General features: G+C 36.9%; 16 protein-coding genes and 2 pseudogenes. 14 read left to right on the top strand and 4 right to left on the bottom strand.

The window, feature by feature from the left end; translation table 11 throughout:
- Positions 1–184: 184 nt before the first annotated feature.
- From ABT997_RS05855 to ABT997_RS05865, 3 genes are all read right to left on the bottom strand, one after another.
- The gene (locus tag ABT997_RS05855; RefSeq protein WP_267472195.1) at positions 185–307 is read right to left on the bottom strand and encodes a cysteine peptidase family C39 domain-containing protein; all 123 of its coding nucleotides are present in this window, start codon (positions 305–307) and stop codon (positions 185–187) included.
- Positions 308–315: 8 nt separating this feature from the next.
- Positions 316–1,245 (bottom strand): M50 family metallopeptidase, encoded by a 930-nt coding sequence (locus ABT997_RS05860; RefSeq protein ID WP_350018952.1) that lies wholly within the window; start codon positions 1,243–1,245, stop codon positions 316–318.
- A 294-nt stretch (positions 1,246–1,539) separates the two neighbouring features.
- Positions 1,540–1,842, bottom strand: a complete 303-nt coding sequence (locus tag ABT997_RS05865) for a helix-turn-helix transcriptional regulator (protein ID WP_350018953.1) — start codon at positions 1,840–1,842, stop codon at positions 1,540–1,542.
- A gap of 657 nt (positions 1,843–2,499) precedes the next feature.
- Between ABT997_RS05865 and ABT997_RS05870 the strand changes: the two genes are divergently transcribed.
- From ABT997_RS05870 to ABT997_RS05940, 14 genes and pseudogenes are all read left to right on the top strand, one after another.
- Positions 2,500–3,492 carry a hypothetical protein gene (locus ABT997_RS05870; RefSeq protein WP_002273084.1) on the top strand — a complete coding sequence of 331 codons (993 nt, stop codon included), beginning with the start codon at positions 2,500–2,502 and terminating at the stop codon, positions 3,490–3,492.
- Positions 3,489–3,692, top strand: coding sequence for a DUF3173 family protein (locus ABT997_RS05875; protein ID WP_000998327.1), 204 nt, complete (start codon positions 3,489–3,491; stop codon positions 3,690–3,692). Before ABT997_RS05870 ends, ABT997_RS05875 begins: the two co-directional genes overlap by 4 nt.
- Positions 3,679–4,818, top strand: coding sequence for a tyrosine-type recombinase/integrase (locus ABT997_RS05880; RefSeq protein WP_350018954.1), 1,140 nt, complete (start codon positions 3,679–3,681; stop codon positions 4,816–4,818). Before ABT997_RS05875 ends, ABT997_RS05880 begins: the two co-directional genes overlap by 14 nt.
- Positions 4,819–5,038: 220 nt before the next feature.
- Positions 5,039–6,244: a MobT family relaxase gene (mobT, locus tag ABT997_RS05890; protein WP_000398284.1), complete on the top strand. Its 1,206-nt coding sequence runs from the start codon at positions 5,039–5,041 to the stop codon at positions 6,242–6,244.
- Between the two features lie 42 nt (positions 6,245–6,286).
- A complete protein-coding gene (locus ABT997_RS05895) occupies positions 6,287–6,508 on the top strand; it encodes a hypothetical protein (RefSeq protein ID WP_001009056.1) in 222 nt (73 codons plus the stop codon).
- Between the two features lie 116 nt (positions 6,509–6,624).
- A complete protein-coding gene (locus tag ABT997_RS05900) occupies positions 6,625–7,122 on the top strand; it encodes an antirestriction protein ArdA (protein ID WP_000342539.1) in 498 nt (165 codons plus the stop codon).
- 88 nt (positions 7,123–7,210) lie between these two features.
- Positions 7,211–7,603 carry a conjugal transfer protein gene (locus ABT997_RS05905; RefSeq protein ID WP_000723888.1) on the top strand — a complete coding sequence of 131 codons (393 nt, stop codon included), beginning with the start codon at positions 7,211–7,213 and terminating at the stop codon, positions 7,601–7,603.
- Entirely contained in the window at positions 7,587–10,034 is a 2,448-nt protein-coding gene (tcpF, locus tag ABT997_RS05910; protein ID WP_000331160.1) for a conjugal transfer ATPase TcpF, read from the top strand. Before ABT997_RS05905 ends, tcpF begins: the two co-directional genes overlap by 17 nt.
- 2 nt (positions 10,035–10,036) lie before the next feature.
- A complete protein-coding gene (locus tag ABT997_RS05915) occupies positions 10,037–12,214 on the top strand; it encodes a CD3337/EF1877 family mobilome membrane protein (protein WP_000804748.1) in 2,178 nt (725 codons plus the stop codon).
- Positions 12,211–13,212, top strand: coding sequence for a bifunctional lytic transglycosylase/C40 family peptidase (locus tag ABT997_RS05920; protein WP_000769868.1), 1,002 nt, complete (start codon positions 12,211–12,213; stop codon positions 13,210–13,212). The genes ABT997_RS05915 and ABT997_RS05920 overlap by 4 nt, the downstream gene beginning before the upstream one ends.
- Entirely contained in the window at positions 13,209–14,141 is a 933-nt protein-coding gene (locus ABT997_RS05925; protein WP_001224319.1) for a conjugal transfer protein, read from the top strand. The genes ABT997_RS05920 and ABT997_RS05925 overlap by 4 nt, the downstream gene beginning before the upstream one ends.
- A 313-nt stretch (positions 14,142–14,454) precedes the next feature.
- Positions 14,455–14,502, top strand: a pseudogene (locus tag ABT997_RS05930) (hypothetical protein); the annotation flags it as partial.
- Between the two features lie 15 nt (positions 14,503–14,517).
- On the top strand, positions 14,518–16,437 hold the full coding sequence (gene tet(M), locus ABT997_RS05935; RefSeq protein ID WP_000691727.1) for a tetracycline resistance ribosomal protection protein Tet(M): 1,920 nt from the start codon (positions 14,518–14,520) through the stop codon (positions 16,435–16,437).
- 118 nt (positions 16,438–16,555) lie between these two features.
- The gene (locus ABT997_RS05940) at positions 16,556–16,723 is read left to right on the top strand and encodes a cysteine-rich KTR domain-containing protein (protein WP_000336323.1); all 168 of its coding nucleotides are present in this window, start codon (positions 16,556–16,558) and stop codon (positions 16,721–16,723) included.
- 59 nt (positions 16,724–16,782) lie between these two features.
- Here ABT997_RS05940 and ABT997_RS05945 read toward each other — a convergent pair.
- Positions 16,783–16,920: pseudogene (locus tag ABT997_RS05945) on the bottom strand (XRE family transcriptional regulator); the annotation flags it as partial.
- Between the last annotated feature and the right edge of the window lie 163 nt (positions 16,921–17,083).

Genomic DNA, 17,083 nt, shown 5'->3' on the forward strand with positions numbered 1-17,083 from the left:
ATTCTTTTTTTCAAAACAACTCCATACGAACTAATGAATTTCTTTAATTCCTCTTTTGTATTTTTCATTTGGGCAAGAGATTTTTCTAGATCTTTTTTATCTTTCTTGTCCATATCTAATTCAGTATCATAATCAAGATTTTCTAAACCTAAATTGTCAAATTAAGTTAGACTTTTCAAGTAACTCAGAATCTGGATGATGGGTAGATTTCACGTAGTTCATTTAAAGAAATTTCATATTTAAAATAGTTCAATATCATGGCACAGCATGCTAATCCACATTCTGAATTTTCCATTTGATATATCATTGGAACTTTCACAATACTCCCTCCTTGTTCAAAATAAAGTCGATAATTTCTTCTTGTCTAAAATCTACTAATTTCTTTTGATACTTAATCTTTTTTAAATATTTATTATTTTTCGAGTAAATATAGTTTGACAAGGTAAAAACAACTTCTTCTGAAGATAAGTTCTGTGGAATAAACCAATCAGAAGTTTTATGTAGTAATTTATAGTACTCACGGATAATATTTTCCTGAATATTTGAATCAAAAACTTCATTATTAGCAATTGTAAATGCTGACCCTTCACCTTTTACTTCAAAGTAAAGGTTTATCAAACATTTTTCAAATTTTGAAAAAAAAGATTTTTCTTTAGAGGTTAATTTTGCAAAATCGTCGATTGTTATATGAGGATTATTATAGAAACTATTCGCAAAGAATCTCTGATATATTTTTGAATCTTTTGAATACAAAAATATCTCTCTAATAGCATTGCCATCTGTTCCATCAATTGGTAAACATACCGTAACTAGAAAAAGAATTATATTCAAAATAAAAAATTCTGATGCGTACGGCACAAATCCCAAAAGTGCTAATATTGCGACAATTAGGTTAGCTCCACCTCCCCCAAAGAAGTAGAACACCAAATTCCTATCACTATTTTTTTCATCAGTAATGTTTCTATTACTCATTTGACAATAACCGAATGCTAATAACACTGGAAATTTGAAATATATTTTTTTTCTGAAATAGAAGAAAAAGGGAGTAGCAAGCATCTCTAGTTTATAAGATAAACATCTTCCCACTAAAAAATGACCTAGTTCATGTAATGTAATTGATATTAACGAAATTAAAATCAATCGAAAATAATAGATTAATGAATCATTTGGAAAAATTATCAATAATAGGAACAATAACGGAATCAAACATAAATATATGACAGAGTTATTTAATATTTTCAACATAATACCATTCCTCTAAACTATTAGCTTCAAAAAGGCGTTTTTTCTCCCAATACATCTTCTCAAAATGTTCGGAATCATAATTTTCTTAGAGTTATGATTTCGCACTCCTGCATATATAAATATTTTATTCATTTTAATTCATCCTCTCAATTTGAATTTAGTAGATTTTTCAAGATAGTATGGTACAAAAACAGACTTTTGTCGGCTCACATTATTACATATGTTTTGTATTAAACCAAAATCAATACTATTTTTGGAGTAGTTTTGATTTTAGTTTAAAATCATTACAGCAAACTAACTTCCCTTTTTCATCAAAAATTGTTTTAAGATAATAATAATTTCATTTTTTTCTTCTTCTGTCAGTTCATATTCCTTCAATAAACTAACAATTTCTTCTAGTCCATCATCACGTCCTTTTAAAATCTCAAAAGATGTACCAAAGATATCAGCTAATTTTTCTATTGTTTCATCTTTCGGATTTCTCCCTCCGTTCTCCCACCTAGCATACTGTGCTTGAGCAACACCTAACTTTTCAGCAACTTCTAATTGAGTAAGTCCTGCATTTAGTCGGGCTTTTTTTATATTGTCTTTTAACATTTTAAAATTCCTTTCGTTTTTCTATTGACTTATAACCAAAATGGTTGTATTATACTTATATAACCAAAATGGTTATATAAAAACAAAGCATACAAAATAAGTGATACTAGTTAATTTTATGAGTATGCAAAAACACCCCAGAAAGCTCTGCAAAGCGTTCTGAGGCTTTCGTTTAAAACCAATACAATTATACCAAAATGGTAATAAAAAGTCCATAAGAAGCGAGATATGGCTAGATTGAGGAGATTATGAAATCTACACAATACACAATAAAAGACAACAACACTAACAATACTCATTCTTTTTATTCGCCTAGTTTAGGTGCATCAGTTCTAATAAATGATGATGTATTTAACAATATTCGAGACGAAGAAATTGAACTTCGAGCACTTGAACTGCTATCGATTTTTCTAGACAAGTATTTTGGGTAGTTTAAAAACTAATAAATTAGAGATTGGGAGACAAGTGCAAGGGCGCGGGCCGAAGGCAGAGCGCCCGAAGCTCGAAGTTCTCCCAATCTCTAACATAAAAACTGGCGTTTCTAACAGCCAGCAATCAGATACACTTAAGGCAACGCCCTAAGTAACGAGTCATAGGCAAAAATCAATAGTAGCAACGAATTACGCAGATTTTAAGTATAGAAAGGAGGCGTTACAGTTGAAAAATACCATTCAATCTCTACGAGAATATCAAAGTCAAGTAGATTTATCAAAACTAGAAAAATCTATTTATATCAGCATTGACAGATTAACAGTAATCTTTGATAGTGAGAACCAATCACTTAGACGAATATTTCGTGAATTACGAAAATCACTCGATAATATAATTCAAGAATTTAGTATTCAAGAAAATCTAAGAGAAGACTATTTTACTCTTTATAAAACGATAAACGAAGATAGTATAAATCTAATTTTCTTTCAACTATCGGATTATGGTGGTTATCAAGTCATACGCCTAGACTTCAACCCAAACTCACTAAAAGAATTTGAGGGGTTACAAGTGTGGAGGCAGATTATGAATTACGCTCGATTAAATCGATTAGAAATTAGACTGTCACGATTAGATCTTGCTTTTGATATCTTCAATAGGCCAGAAATAGTTTTTTTACAACATATCAAAGGAGGGGTTAGTCATAAAATATTCTACGGTAGAGGGGGAAATATAGAAAGTAAATACTGGGGTGCAAGTGGTAGCAACGTTCAAGTACGTTTGTACGATAAGAATATAGAGGTATTAAGTCACAAAAGAGATGATAAATTAAATATAGAAAGCAAGCCCTTTTGGTGGCGGTTAGAGTTCCAACTTCGGACAAAGGCTATAAACGAAGAAACCATTTCAGAGATTTCTAAACGATTGGAGAATTTTAGCTTCTTTAGTCTTTCAAGTATTCCAGATGATAGCAAAGCATTTGCCTATATTTTTCTTCATGAACCAGCACTTTTACCCGAATTATTCCCCTACCTGAAACCTAACACTATTAGAGTGAAAAAGACCAGACTTAGAAAACACCTAAAAGCATTTGATAGTAGCTCATTTTCTTTAGAACTACAAGATGCACTTAAAGAACAAACCCCACGATTAAATAATGAACTCAAACAATTAATAGGAGAATTCCTAGAACTTACTAGTAAAGGAGAAACTGACTTATGAACGATAAGCTAACTATGACAGTACAAGAAATTATGGACTTAGGTTTTTCAAAATGGACTGCTTATAATATTTTACGGCAAGCAAAACATATTATGGTTGAACGTGGATTCGATTTTTATAATAATAAAGGACTTGGAACAGTTCCAGTATCAGTTGTAGCAGAGATACTTGGATTGGAGGAACTACATGTCAAAAACTAGATATACCGGTGTTACGAAAGATGATAAGACTGGCAAATATACTTACTATTTTAAAGCTGGAGTTGACCTAGCTACTGGTAAACCTTATCAAGAACGTAGACGTGGTTTTCAAACCGCAAAAGAAGCCTTTGAAGCACGTACAAAAGCCTTGAATAAGATACAACAAAAAGGAGGAATTAAGCATACTCAATGGACTTTTAAGCAGTTTATGGAAGAAGTTTTTATGCCAAATTATTACGCTACAACAAGTCCGGATCTCGAACACAGACGTCAAGTTATATTCGATGAATTTATTCAATATTTTGGTAAGAAAAAACCTAGAGAAATTACTACTTATGATGTGATTAATTATAGAAACGGTTTATTAGAGAGATATTCAAATTCATATGCAAGAAACAAGATGACATTACTTAATCAAGTTTTGAAAACTGCAAAAAAATATGGGTTGATTTTTCATGAAATTCCCACAAGCAATATCAGTCCAATTCCAATCATAAAAAAACATATAGATTTTTGGACAAAAGACGAGTTCCAAAAAGTAATACAATCACTTGATAAAAAGAGTTATTTTGAGCACTTTGTTTATACACTTTTTTGGCTATATTATTTTACGGGAATGCGTGTAAATGAGGCGACTGCTCTTTATTGGGAAGATGTAGATTTTGAAAAGAAAACTCTAGCAATCAATCACAACTTACAGTACATAAACCGTGAAAATTGGGTTCGGCGTAACAAACTAAAAACGGAAAGCTCCAGACGAACCATTGGGCTTGATGATAACACTCTAAACGTACTTAAGGAATGGAAAGAACGACAAGCAAAAGTTGACAAGATACCATTCATTCTATCACTTGATGGAAATCCATATCGTAAGCGTAGTATTAGAGACCAGATTATAAAATACTCTAAACGTGCAGGTGTTAAATACATTCAACCCAAAGGTTTGAGACACTCTCATGCATCATTACTCATTAATGAATATAACGTAAATGCTCTATATATTCAAAGACGATTGGGTCATTCTGATGTCAAAACTACACTTAGTATTTATAGTCATTTATACCCAAACGCTGATTCCGAATTAACAGATAAACTCAATCTCATATCAAGTGATTTTATCGACTAAATCTATTTGGCTACCAAATTAGCTACCAAAAAAAGGAAATACACCTCAAAAGCCTCATTTTAAAGGGCTTTTTTTCATATTTTCCCACTATTTCTAACAGGGGGGTACAAATCGACAGGAAACAGTCAAAAAAACATTAGAAAATCCTTTGGTTACAAGGGATTTACAAAATTTCAGCGTATGTCAAATGGGCTTTAAAAGTTGACATACGCCTTTTTGATTGGAGGGATTTTTACTGAATGAACAAACTTGGTTACAGCATTTAAAAGAAAAACGCTTGGCTTATGGACTATCTCAAAACCGTTTAGCTGTTGCGACTGGTATTACAAGGCAGTATCTAAGCGATATTGAAACAGGAAAAGTCAAGCCATCAGAGGATTTACAGCAGTCCCTTTGGGAAGCTCTGGAACGCTTCAATCCCGACGCTCCCCTTGAAATGCTGTTTGATTATGTAAGAATTCGCTTTCCGACAACAGACGTACAGCAGGTGGTCGAAAACATCTTACAACTGAAACTGTCCTATTTTCTTCATGAGGACTATGGTTTCTATTCTTATTCAGAGCATTATGCTTTAGGCGACATATTCGTCCTTTGCTCCCATGAACTGGACAAAGGAGTTCTGGTGGAATTGAAAGGTCGTGGGTGCAGACAATTTGAAAGCTATCTTCTGGCACAACAAAGAAGCTGGTATGAGTTCTTTATGGACGTTTTGGTGGCTGGCGGTGTGATGAAACGCCTTGACCTTGCCATTAACGATAAGACAGGGATTTTAAATATCCCTGTACTCACTGAAAAGTGCCAACAGGAAGAATGTATCTCCGTCTTCCGCAGTTTTAAAAGCTATCGCAGTGGCGAACTGGTACGCAAAGAGGAAAAGGAATGTATGGGAAACACCCTCTATATCGGTTCATTACAAAGTGAAGTTTATTTCTGTATCTATGAAAAGGACTACGAGCAGTACAAGAAAAATGATATTCCCATTGAAGACGCAGAAGTAAAAAACCGTTTTGAGATTCGATTGAAAAATGAGCGTGCCTATTATGCAGTCCGTGATTTACTCGTCTATGACAATCCAGAGCATACCGCCTTTAAAATTATCAATCGGTATATCCGTTTTGTAGATAAAGACGATTCCAAACCTCGTTCTGATTGGAAACTGAATGAAGAATGGGCTTGGTTTATTGGGAACAATCGTGAACGATTAAAACTAACCACAAAACCAGAGCCTTACTCCTTCCAAAGGACGCTGAACTGGCTATCTCATCAAGTTGCCCCGACCTTAAAGGTTGCGATTAAACTTGATGAAATCAACCAGACGCAGGTTGTAAAAGACATTCTCGACCATGCGAAACTGACAGACCGACACAAGCAGATTTTGAAGCAACAGTCAGTAAAAGAACAGGACGTGATAACAACAAAAAAATAACTCAAATACAAATTCATTGAATATAGAGAGGAGAACATTTTTATGAATTTTGGACAAAACCTTTATAACTGGTTTCTATCAAACGCTCAATCACTGGTGCTTTTAGCAATCGTTGTGATTGGCTTGTATCTTGGCTTCAAGCGTGAGTTTAGCAAACTGATTGGCTTTTTAATTATTGCGATTATTGCGGTTGGCTTAGTCTTCAACGCTGCTGGAGTAAAAGACATTTTACTAGAGCTATTCAATCGCATTATTGGTGCTTAAATAAAACCGTTCTTTTGTGGAATATAAGTGGTTTTCTTATGTTCCGCAAAGGAATGGTACACCAAACGAAGTGCGGTAGGGATTTTTGAATCTCTACAAAGAAAGGACGTGAATATATGGACGATATGCAAGTCTATATTGCGAATTTAGGCAAATACAATGAGGGCGAATTGGTCGGTGCGTGGTTTACCTTTCCCATTGACTTTGAGGAAGTCAAAGAGAAAATCGGCTTGAATGATGAATATGAGGAATACGCCATTCATGACTACGAGTTACCCTTTACGGTTGACGAATACACTTCCATTGGCGAACTCAATCGACTATGGGAAATGGTATCGGAATTACCCGAAGAATTACAATCGGAGCTATCTGCTCTGCTCACTCATTTTTCAAGCATTGAAGAACTAAGCGAACATCAAGAGGATATTATCATTCATTCCGATTGTGATGATATGTATGACGTGGCACGCTACTACATTGAAGAAACGGGTGCTTTAGGCGAAGTACCAGCTAGTCTTCAAAACTATATTGATTATCAAGCCTATGGTCGGGATTTAGACCTTTCAGGAACGTTTATCTCAACCAATCATGGGATTTTTGAAATCGTCTATTAAATCTGTCGGTACATTACTACTGGCAGATTTTCTATTTTACGGGGTGGCTCAATCAGCTACCCCTATTTTTTATGAAAGGATTGATTACATGAAGAAAATACGAAGCTATACCAGTATCTGGTCTGTGGAAAAGGTACTGTATTCTATCAATGATTTTAGACTTCCGTTTCCCATAACCTTTACGCAAATGACATGGTTTGTCGTGTCACTCTTTGCAGTGATGATACTTGGCAACTTGCCCCCTCTTTCCATGATAGAGGGAGCATTTCTCAAATACTTTGGGATTCCTGTGGCTTTCACATGGTTTATGTCTACAAAAACTTTTGATGGTAAAAAGCCTTATGGATTTTTGAAGTCTGTCATTGCTTATGCACTGCGACCAAAGCTGACCTATGCAGGAAAAAAAGTAACGCTTGGCAGAAACCAGCCACAAGAAGCCATTACAGCAGTTAGGAGTGAATTTTATGGCATATCCAATTAAATACATTGAAAACAATCTCGTCTGGAATAAAGACGGGGAATGTTATGCTTACTATGAGCTTGTTCCTTACAATTACTCATTTCTAAGTCCAGAACAGAAAATACAAGTGCATGATTCTTTCAGACAGCTTATCGCACAAAATCGTGATGGCAAAATTCATGCTTTACAAATCAGTACAGAATCCAGCATACGTTCTGCACAAGAGCGTTCCAAAAATGAAGTCACTGGCAAGCTCAAAGCGGTTGCCTATGACAAAATCGACCAACAGACAGACGCTTTAATATCCATGATTGGCGAAAATCAAGTGAACTACCGTTTCTTTATCGGCTTTAAGTTGCTTCTCAACGATCAGGAGTTTTCTATGAAAAGTCTTACCGTTGAAGCAAAAAATGCTTTGTCTGATTTTGTCTATGATGTGAACCATAAGCTGATGGGCGATTTTGTTAGTATGAGTAATGATGAAATCCTGCGTTTTCAGAAGATGGAAAAGCTCTTAGAAAATAAAATCTCTCGTCGTTTCAAAATCCGCAGGTTAGATAAGGACGACTTCGGCTATCTGATTGAACACCTTTACGGACAGACAGGCACTGCCTATGAAGAGTATGAGTACCATCTATCAAAGAAAAAGCTGGATAATGAAACGCTGATTAAATACTATGACTTGATTAAGCCTACTCGCTGTTTGGTGGAAGAAAAACAGCGATATTTGAAAATCCAGCAGGAAGATGAAACCGTCTATGTAGCTTACTTTACCATTAACAGCATTGTCGGAGAACTGGACTTCCCGTCCTCTGAAATCTTCTACTACCAGCAACAGCAATTTACATTCCCGATTGATACGTCAATGAATGTGGAAATTGTAGCGAATCGTAAAGCCCTATCTACTGTCCGCAATAAAAAGAAAGAACTGAAAGACTTGGATAACCACGCTTGGCAAAGTGATAATGAAACCAGCTCCAATGTGGCGGAAGCTCTGGAAAGTGTGAATGAGCTGGAAACCAATTTAGACCAAAGCAAGGAATCTATGTACAAGCTGTCTTATGTGGTAAGGGTATCAGCAAATGATCTTGACGAACTCAAACGTCGTTGTAATGAAGTGAAAGATTTTTATGACGATTTAAGCGTAAAACTGGTACGACCATTTGGGGATATGCTCGGCTTACATGAAGAATTTTTACCTGCCAGCAAGCGTTATATGAATGATTATATTCAATACGTGACCTCTGATTTCCTCGCTGGTTTAGGTTTTGGTGCTACTCAAATGCTGGGGGAAAATGAGGGGATTTATGTTGGCTACAGCTTAGATACTGGACGCAATGTCTATCTGAAACCTGCTCTTGCCAGTCAAGGGGTTAAGGGTTCAGTAACCAATGCGTTAGCGTCGGCTTTTGTTGGTTCGCTGGGTGGTGGTAAATCCTTTGCGAATAACCTTATCGTCTATTATGCGGTGCTTTATGGGGCACAAGCAGTGATTGTAGACCCAAAAGCAGAACGTGGCAGATGGAAAGAAACCTTGCCAGAGATTTCCCATGAAATCAATATCGTCACTCTGACTTCTGATGAGAAAAACAAAGGCTTACTTGACCCTTATGTGATTATGAAAAATCCCAAAGATTCTGAATCACTGGCTATTGATATTCTGACATTCCTTACGGGGATTTCCTCTCGTGATGGGGAACGCTTCCCAATCCTTAGAAAAGCCATTCGTGCAGTAACCAATAGTGAAGTACGAGGGTTGATGAAAGTGATTGAGGAATTACGGGTTGAGAATACGCCACTAAGTACCAGTATAGCCGACCATATCGAAAGTTTTACAGACTATGACTTTGCACATTTATTATTCAGTAATGGTTATGTGGAGCAGTCTATCAGCTTAGAAAAACAACTGAACATTATACAGGTTGCGGACTTGGTACTTCCCGACAAGGAAACTTCCTTTGAGGAATATACCACTATGGAGCTTTTATCCGTTGCTATGCTGATTGTCATTAGTACCTTTGCTTTAGACTTTATCCATACAGACCGAAGCATTTTCAAGATTGTAGATTTAGACGAAGCATGGAGCTTTTTACAGGTAGCACAAGGAAAAACACTATCTATGAAGCTGGTTCGGGCTGGTCGTGCTATGAACGCTGGGGTATATTTCGTGACCCAAAATACAGACGACCTCTTAGATGAAAAACTGAAAAATAACCTCGGCTTAAAATTTGCATTTCGTTCCACTGACCTTAACGAGATTAAAAAGACCTTAGCCTTTTTTGGTGTAGACCCAGAGGACGAAAACAATCAGAAGCGATTGCGTGATTTGGAAAACGGGCAATGCCTTATCAGTGATTTATATGGTCGTGTCGGTGTGATACAGTTCCACCCTGTATTTGAAGAACTGCTCCATGCCTTTGATACCAGACCACCTGTGCGAAAAGAGGTGTAAATGTGAAACCATCAATAGTAAACAGAATAAAATCAAACTGGACGCTGAAACGTCTAGGTAAAGTGGCAATGACAGTGGCTTTCACACTTGTGATTGCCATTTTTCTTTTAGCCATGCTGGGAACGGTGGTTCAAGCTGCGGGCTTGGTAGATGATACGGTCAATGTGGCAAATGAATACAGCCGATACCCACTTGAAAACTATCAACTGGATTTTTATGTGGATAATAGCTGGGGCTGGCTTCCGTGGAACTGGTCGGACGGGATTGGAAAACAGGTCATGTATGGACTATATGCCATTACCAATTTTATTTGGACAATCAGTTTGTATGTTTCCAATGCGACAGGTTACTTAGTACAGGAAGCCTATTCCTTAGACTTCATTTCCGCTACAGCAGATTCCATTGGTAAGAATATGCAGACCTTAGCTGGTGTGAGTGCAAACGGATTTTCAACAGAGGGTTTCTATGTTGGATTCCTCTTACTCTTGATTTTGGTTCTTGGGGTTTATGTTGCCTATACGGGACTGATAAAGAGAGAAACCACAAAGGCAATTCATGCCATTATGAATTTTGTGCTGGTGTTTATCCTATCGGCTTCCTTTATTGCCTACGCTCCCGACTACATTAAAAAAATCAATGACTTTTCATCAGACATCAGTAATGCCAGTTTATCACTTGGCACGAAGATTGTCATGCCCCATTCCGATAGTCAAGGCAAGGACAGCGTGGACTTAATCAGAGATAGCCTGTTTTCCATACAGGTTCAGCAACCGTGGCTACTGCTTCAATACAACAGTTCAGACATTGAAAGTATCGGTATTGACCGTGTGGAAAGCCTGCTCTCCACCAGCCCAGATTCCAACAATGGCGAAGACAGAGAAAAAATTGTTGCGGAAGAAATTGAAGACAGAAGCAATACCAATCTAACCATTACAAAGACCATTAACCGTTTAGGTACAGTCTTCTTCCTATTTGTCTTCAATATTGGGATTTCCATATTTGTATTCCTATTAACAGGAATCATGATTTTCTCGCAGGTACTTTTTATCATCTATGCTATGTTTCTGCCTGTGAGCTTTATTTTAAGCATGATTCCATCATTTGATGGTATGTCAAAACGAGCCATAACAAAGCTCTTTAATACCATTTTGACACGAGCTGGAATCACATTGATTATTACGACAGCATTTAGTATTTCAACCATGCTCTATACCTTATCGGCTGGTTATCCGTTCTTTTTGATTGCTTTTCTACAGATTGTGACCTTTGCAGGAATCTACTTCAAGCTGGGCGATTTAATGAGTATGTTTTCTCTACAGAGTAACGATTCTCAAAGTGTGGGAAGTCGTGTGATGAGAAAACCTCGTATGCTTATGCACGCTCACATGCACCGTCTACAGCGGAAACTTGGACGTTCCATGACTACTCTAGGGGCTGGGTCTGCCATTGTTACAGGTAAAAAAGGACAGTCGGGTTCGGGGAGTTCTGCAAGGACACAAGCAGATCACTCCCGACCAGACGGAAAGGAAAAATCAACACTTGGAAAACGTATCGGTCAAACCATCGGTACAGTAGCTGATACCAAAGACAGAATGGTAGACACTGCTAGTGGTTTGAAAGAACAGGTTAAAGATTTGCCGACCAATGCAAGATATGCAGTATATCAAGGAAAATCCAAAGTAAAAGAGAATGTCCGTGATTTAACCAGTAGTATTTCTCAAACCAAAGCGGACAGAGCCAGTGGACGCAAGGAACAGCAGGAACAAAGGCGAAAAACCATTGCGAAGCGTCGCTCTGAAATGGAACAGGTCAAACAGAAAAAACAGCCTGCTTCTTCTGTTCATGAAAGACCGACTACAAGACAAGAACAATATCATGATGAACAGACCTCAAAACAGTCTAATATTCAGACTTCATATAAGGAATCTCAACAAGCCAAACAAGAGCGTCCAGCAGTTAAGTCCGATTTTTCAAGTCCAAAAGTGGAACGCCAAGGCAATACCGTTCAAGAAAAAACCGTTCAAAAGCCAGCAACTTCAACCACTACAGCAGATAGAACTTCACAACGTCCAATCACAAAAGAACGTCCGTCTACTGTTCAAAGAGTACCACTACAAAATACAAGAAGTAGACCACCAATCAAAACTGCCACCATTAAGAAAGTCGGTAAGAAACCATGAAGTTGAAAACTTTAGTGATTGGTGGTTCTGGATTATTCTTGATGGTCTTCTCACTGCTTCTGTTTGTTGCCATTTTATTTTCAGATGAACAGGACAGCGGAATTTCCAATATTCATTATGGAGGTGTGAATGTTTCCGCAGAAGTGCTGGCTCATAAGCCTATGGTAGAAAAATATGCCAAAGAATATGGCGTTGAAGAATATGTCAACATACTTCTTGCGATTATACAGGTGGAATCGGGCGGTACTGCGGAAGATGTTATGCAGTCCTCGGAATCCCTCGGTCTTCCACCTAATTCATTGAGTACAGAAGAATCCATTAAGCAAGGTGTGAAGTATTTCAGTGAATTATTAGCCAGTAGCGAAAGGCTCAGTGTAGATTTAGAATCGGTTATCCAGTCCTACAATTATGGTGGTGGTTTCTTAGGGTATGTGGCTAATCGTGGAAATAAATATACCTTTGAACTGGCTCAAAGTTTCTCAAAAGAGTATTCAGGTGGCGAAAAAGTGTCTTACCCCAATCCCATAGCCATACCTATCAATGGGGGCTGGCGATACAACTATGGCAATATGTTTTATGTGCAACTGGTAACGCAGTATCTTGTCACAACAGAGTTTGATGATGATACGGTACAAGCCATCATGGACGAAGCACTGAAATATGAGGGCTGGCGATACGTTTACGGTGGAGCTTCCCCGACTACTTCTTTTGATTGTAGCGGACTGACACAATGGACGTATGGAAAAGCTGGAATTAACTTACCACGAACCGCACAACAGCAATATGATGTGACCCAGCATATCCCACTATCGGAAGCACAAGCTGGCGATTTGGTTTTCTTTCATTCTACCTATAACGCTGGCTCTTATATTACTCATGTTGGGATATACCTTGGCAATAACCGTATGTTTCATGCAGGCGACCCAATCGGTTATGCCGACTTAACAAGCCCCTACTGGCAACAGCATTTAGTGGGAGCAGGACGAATCAAACAATGAGAAAGGAAGATTTAATGATGAAATTTAGAAAAAATCAGAATAAAGAAAAACAGATACCAAAGGAAAAGAAACCTCGTGTCTATAAGGTCAATCCTCATAAAAAGGTTGTGATTGCCTTGTGGGTACTTTTAGGGCTTAGTTTCAGCTTTGCGATATTCAAGCACTTTACAGCTATAGATACTCATACTATTCACGAAACAACTATCATAGAAAAGGAATACGTTGATACTCATCATGTAGAAAATTTTGTAGAGAACTTTGCGAAAGTCTACTATTCATGGGAGCAATCCGATAAGTCCATTGATAATCGAATGGAAAGTCTAAAAGGCTATCTGACAGATGAACTTCAAGCTCTCAATGTTGATACAGTACGCAAAGATATTCCTGTATCGTCTTCTGTAAGAGGATTTCAGATATGGACGGTAGAGCCAACTGGCGACAATGAGTTTAATGTAACCTACAGTGTAGACCAGCTCATTACAGAGGGAGAAAATACAAAGACCGTCCACTCTGCTTATATAGTGAGTGTCTATGTAGATGGTTCTGGAAATATGGTACTGGTTAAGAATCCGACCATTACCAACATACCTAAGAAATCAAGTTATAAACCAAAAGCCATTGAAAGTGAGGGGACGGTTGATTCCATTACAACCAATGAAATCAATGAGTTTTTAACGACGTTCTTCAAGCTCTATCCTACAGCGACAGCCAGTGAACTTTCCTACTATGTGAATGACGGGATATTAAAACCAATCGGAAAAGAGTACATCTTTCAAGAACTGGTAAATCCTATTCACAATCGTAAGGATAATCAAGTCACGGTATCGCTGACAGTGGAGTATATCGACCAGCAGACCAAAGCAACGCAGGTATCTCAATTTGATTTGGTACTTGAAAAGAACGGGAGTAATTGGAAGATTGTAAAATAACAAATATTGGTACATGATTACAGATACTTTGTAATCATGTACTCTTTTTGATAAAAAATTGGAGATTCCTTTACAAATATGCTCTTACGTGCTATTATTTAAGTGACTATTTAAAAGGAGTTAATAAATATGCGGCAAGGTATTCTTAAATAAACTGTCAATTTGATAGCGGGAACAAATAATTAGATGTCCTTTTTTAGGAGGGCTTAGTTTTTTGTACCCAGTTTAAGAATACCTTTATCATGTGATTCTAAAGTATCCAGAGAATATCTGTATGCTTTGTATACCTATGGTTATGCATAAAAATCCCAGTGATAAAAGTATTTATCACTGGGATTTTTATGCCCTTTTGGGTTTTTGAATGGAGGAAAATCACATGAAAATTATTAATATTGGAGTTTTAGCTCATGTTGATGCAGGAAAAACTACCTTAACAGAAAGCTTATTATATAACAGTGGAGCGATTACAGAATTAGGAAGCGTGGACAAAGGTACAACGAGGACGGATAATACGCTTTTAGAACGTCAGAGAGGAATTACAATTCAGACAGGAATAACCTCTTTTCAGTGGGAAAATACGAAGGTGAACATCATAGACACGCCAGGACATATGGATTTCTTAGCAGAAGTATATCGTTCATTATCAGTTTTAGATGGGGCAATTCTACTGATTTCTGCAAAAGATGGCGTACAAGCACAAACTCGTATATTATTTCATGCACTTAGGAAAATGGGGATTCCCACAATCTTTTTTATCAATAAGATTGACCAAAATGGAATTGATTTATCAACGGTTTATCAGGATATTAAAGAGAAACTTTCTGCCGAAATTGTAATCAAACAGAAGGTAGAACTGTATCCTAATATGTGTGTGACGAACTTTACCGAATCTGAACAATGGGATACGGTAATAGAGGGAAACGATGACCTTTTAGAGAAATATATGTCCGGTAAATCATTAGAAGCATTGGAACTCGAACAAGAGGAAAGCATAAGATTTCATAATTGTTCCCTGTTCCCTGTTTATCACGGAAGTGCAAAAAACAATATAGGGATTGATAACCTTATAGAAGTGATTACGAATAAATTTTATTCATCAACACATCGAGGTCCGTCTGAACTTTGCGGAAATGTTTTCAAAATTGAATATACAAAAAAAAGACAACGTCTTGCATATATACGCCTTTATAGTGGAGTACTACATTTACGAGATTCGGTTAGAGTATCAGAAAAAGAAAAAATAAAAGTTACAGAAATGTATACTTCAATAAATGGTGAATTATGTAAGATTGATAGAGCTTATTCTGGAGAAATTGTTATTTTGCAAAATGAGTTTTTGAAGTTAAATAGTGTTCTTGGAGATACAAAACTATTGCCACAGAGAAAAAAGATTGAAAATCCGCACCCTCTACTACAAACAACTGTTGAACCGAGTAAACCTGAACAGAGAGAAATGTTGCTTGATGCCCTTTTGGAAATCTCAGATAGTGATCCGCTTCTACGATATTACGTGGATTCTACGACACATGAAATTATACTTTCTTTCTTAGGGAAAGTACAAATGGAAGTGATTAGTGCACTGTTGCAAGAAAAGTATCATGTGGAGATAGAACTAAAAGAGCCTACAGTCATTTATATGGAGAGACCGTTAAAAAATGCAGAATATACCATTCACATCGAAGTGCCGCCAAATCCTTTCTGGGCTTCCATTGGTTTATCTGTATCACCGCTTCCGTTGGGAAGTGGAATGCAGTATGAGAGCTCGGTTTCTCTTGGATACTTAAATCAATCATTTCAAAATGCAGTTATGGAAGGGATACGCTATGGTTGCGAACAAGGATTATATGGTTGGAATGTGACGGATTGTAAAATCTGTTTTAAGTATGGCTTATACTATAGCCCTGTTAGTACCCCAGCAGATTTTCGGATGCTTGCTCCTATTGTATTGGAACAAGTCTTAAAAAAAGCTGGAACAGAATTGTTAGAGCCATATCTTAGTTTTAAAATTTATGCGCCACAGGAATATCTTTCACGAGCATACAACGATGCTCCTAAATATTGTGCGAACATCGTAGACACTCAATTGAAAAATAATGAGGTCATTCTTAGTGGAGAAATCCCTGCTCGGTGTATTCAAGAATATCGTAGTGATTTAACTTTCTTTACAAATGGACGTAGTGTTTGTTTAACAGAGTTAAAAGGGTACCATGTTACTACCGGTGAACCTGTTTGCCAGCCCCGTCGTCCAAATAGTCGGATAGATAAAGTACGATATATGTTCAATAAAATAACTTAGTGTATTTTATGTTGTTATATAAATATGGTTTCTTGTTAAATAAGATGAAATATTTTTTAATAAAGATTTGAATTAAAGTGTAAAGGAGGAGATAGTTATTATAAACTACAAGTGGATATTGTGTCCTGTATGTGGAAATAAAACACGATTAAAGATAAGGGAAGATACTGAATTAAAAAAATTCCCCCTCTATTGTCCGAAATGCAGACAAGAAAATTTAATTGAAATAAAGCAGTTCAAAGTAACTGTGATTACAGAGCCAGACGCAAAGACGCAGAGCCGATAAAATGAGATTAATACAATCTCATTTTATCGGCTCTTTCCGTTATGTATGGATTCTTTTAATTAGTCTTCGATGTTTCTTGCTTCGTTGATACCGCTGGCTAAAGATTCCATTAAGGATAGTTCTTTGTCTGTAAAGCTATCCATGTATTTCTCTATCTGTAATCGTCGGGTGCTTTTTACCAAGTTATTAGCAGGTAGGGGTCCCGAGCGCCTACGAGGAATTTGTATCGATAAGAAATAGATTTAAAAATTTCGCTGTTATTTTGTACATTTAACTTGACGGTGACATCTCTCTATTGTGAGTTATTAGTGGTACAGTTTTCAACCGTTTTAATTATAAAAAAGTGGTGCATTTTTAAAT

Origin of the sequence: Streptococcus australis (assembly GCF_040226615.1) — a bacterium.
GTDB lineage: Bacteria > Bacillota > Bacilli > Lactobacillales > Streptococcaceae > Streptococcus > Streptococcus australis_E.

Coding starts and splice junctions, on each gene's coding strand:
- ABT997_RS05875 (WP_000998327.1), top strand. CDS start 3,489: ATGAACGATAAGCTAACTATGACAGTACAAGAAATTATGGACTTAGGT.
- ABT997_RS05880 (WP_350018954.1), top strand. CDS start 3,679: ATGTCAAAAACTAGATATACCGGTGTTACGAAAGATGATAAGACTGGC.
- ABT997_RS05920 (WP_000769868.1), top strand. CDS start 12,211: ATGAAGTTGAAAACTTTAGTGATTGGTGGTTCTGGATTATTCTTGATG.
- ABT997_RS05895 (WP_001009056.1), top strand. CDS start 6,287: ATGAATTTTGGACAAAACCTTTATAACTGGTTTCTATCAAACGCTCAA.
- ABT997_RS05925 (WP_001224319.1), top strand. CDS start 13,209: ATGAGAAAGGAAGATTTAATGATGAAATTTAGAAAAAATCAGAATAAA.
- ABT997_RS05860 (WP_350018952.1), bottom strand. CDS start 1,245: ATGTTGAAAATATTAAATAACTCTGTCATATATTTATGTTTGATTCCG.
- ABT997_RS05905 (WP_000723888.1), top strand. CDS start 7,211: ATGAAGAAAATACGAAGCTATACCAGTATCTGGTCTGTGGAAAAGGTA.
- ABT997_RS05900 (WP_000342539.1), top strand. CDS start 6,625: ATGGACGATATGCAAGTCTATATTGCGAATTTAGGCAAATACAATGAG.
- ABT997_RS05855 (WP_267472195.1), bottom strand. CDS start 307: ATGATATATCAAATGGAAAATTCAGAATGTGGATTAGCATGCTGTGCC.
- ABT997_RS05865 (WP_350018953.1), bottom strand. CDS start 1,842: ATGTTAAAAGACAATATAAAAAAAGCCCGACTAAATGCAGGACTTACT.
- tcpF (WP_000331160.1), top strand. CDS start 7,587: ATGGCATATCCAATTAAATACATTGAAAACAATCTCGTCTGGAATAAA.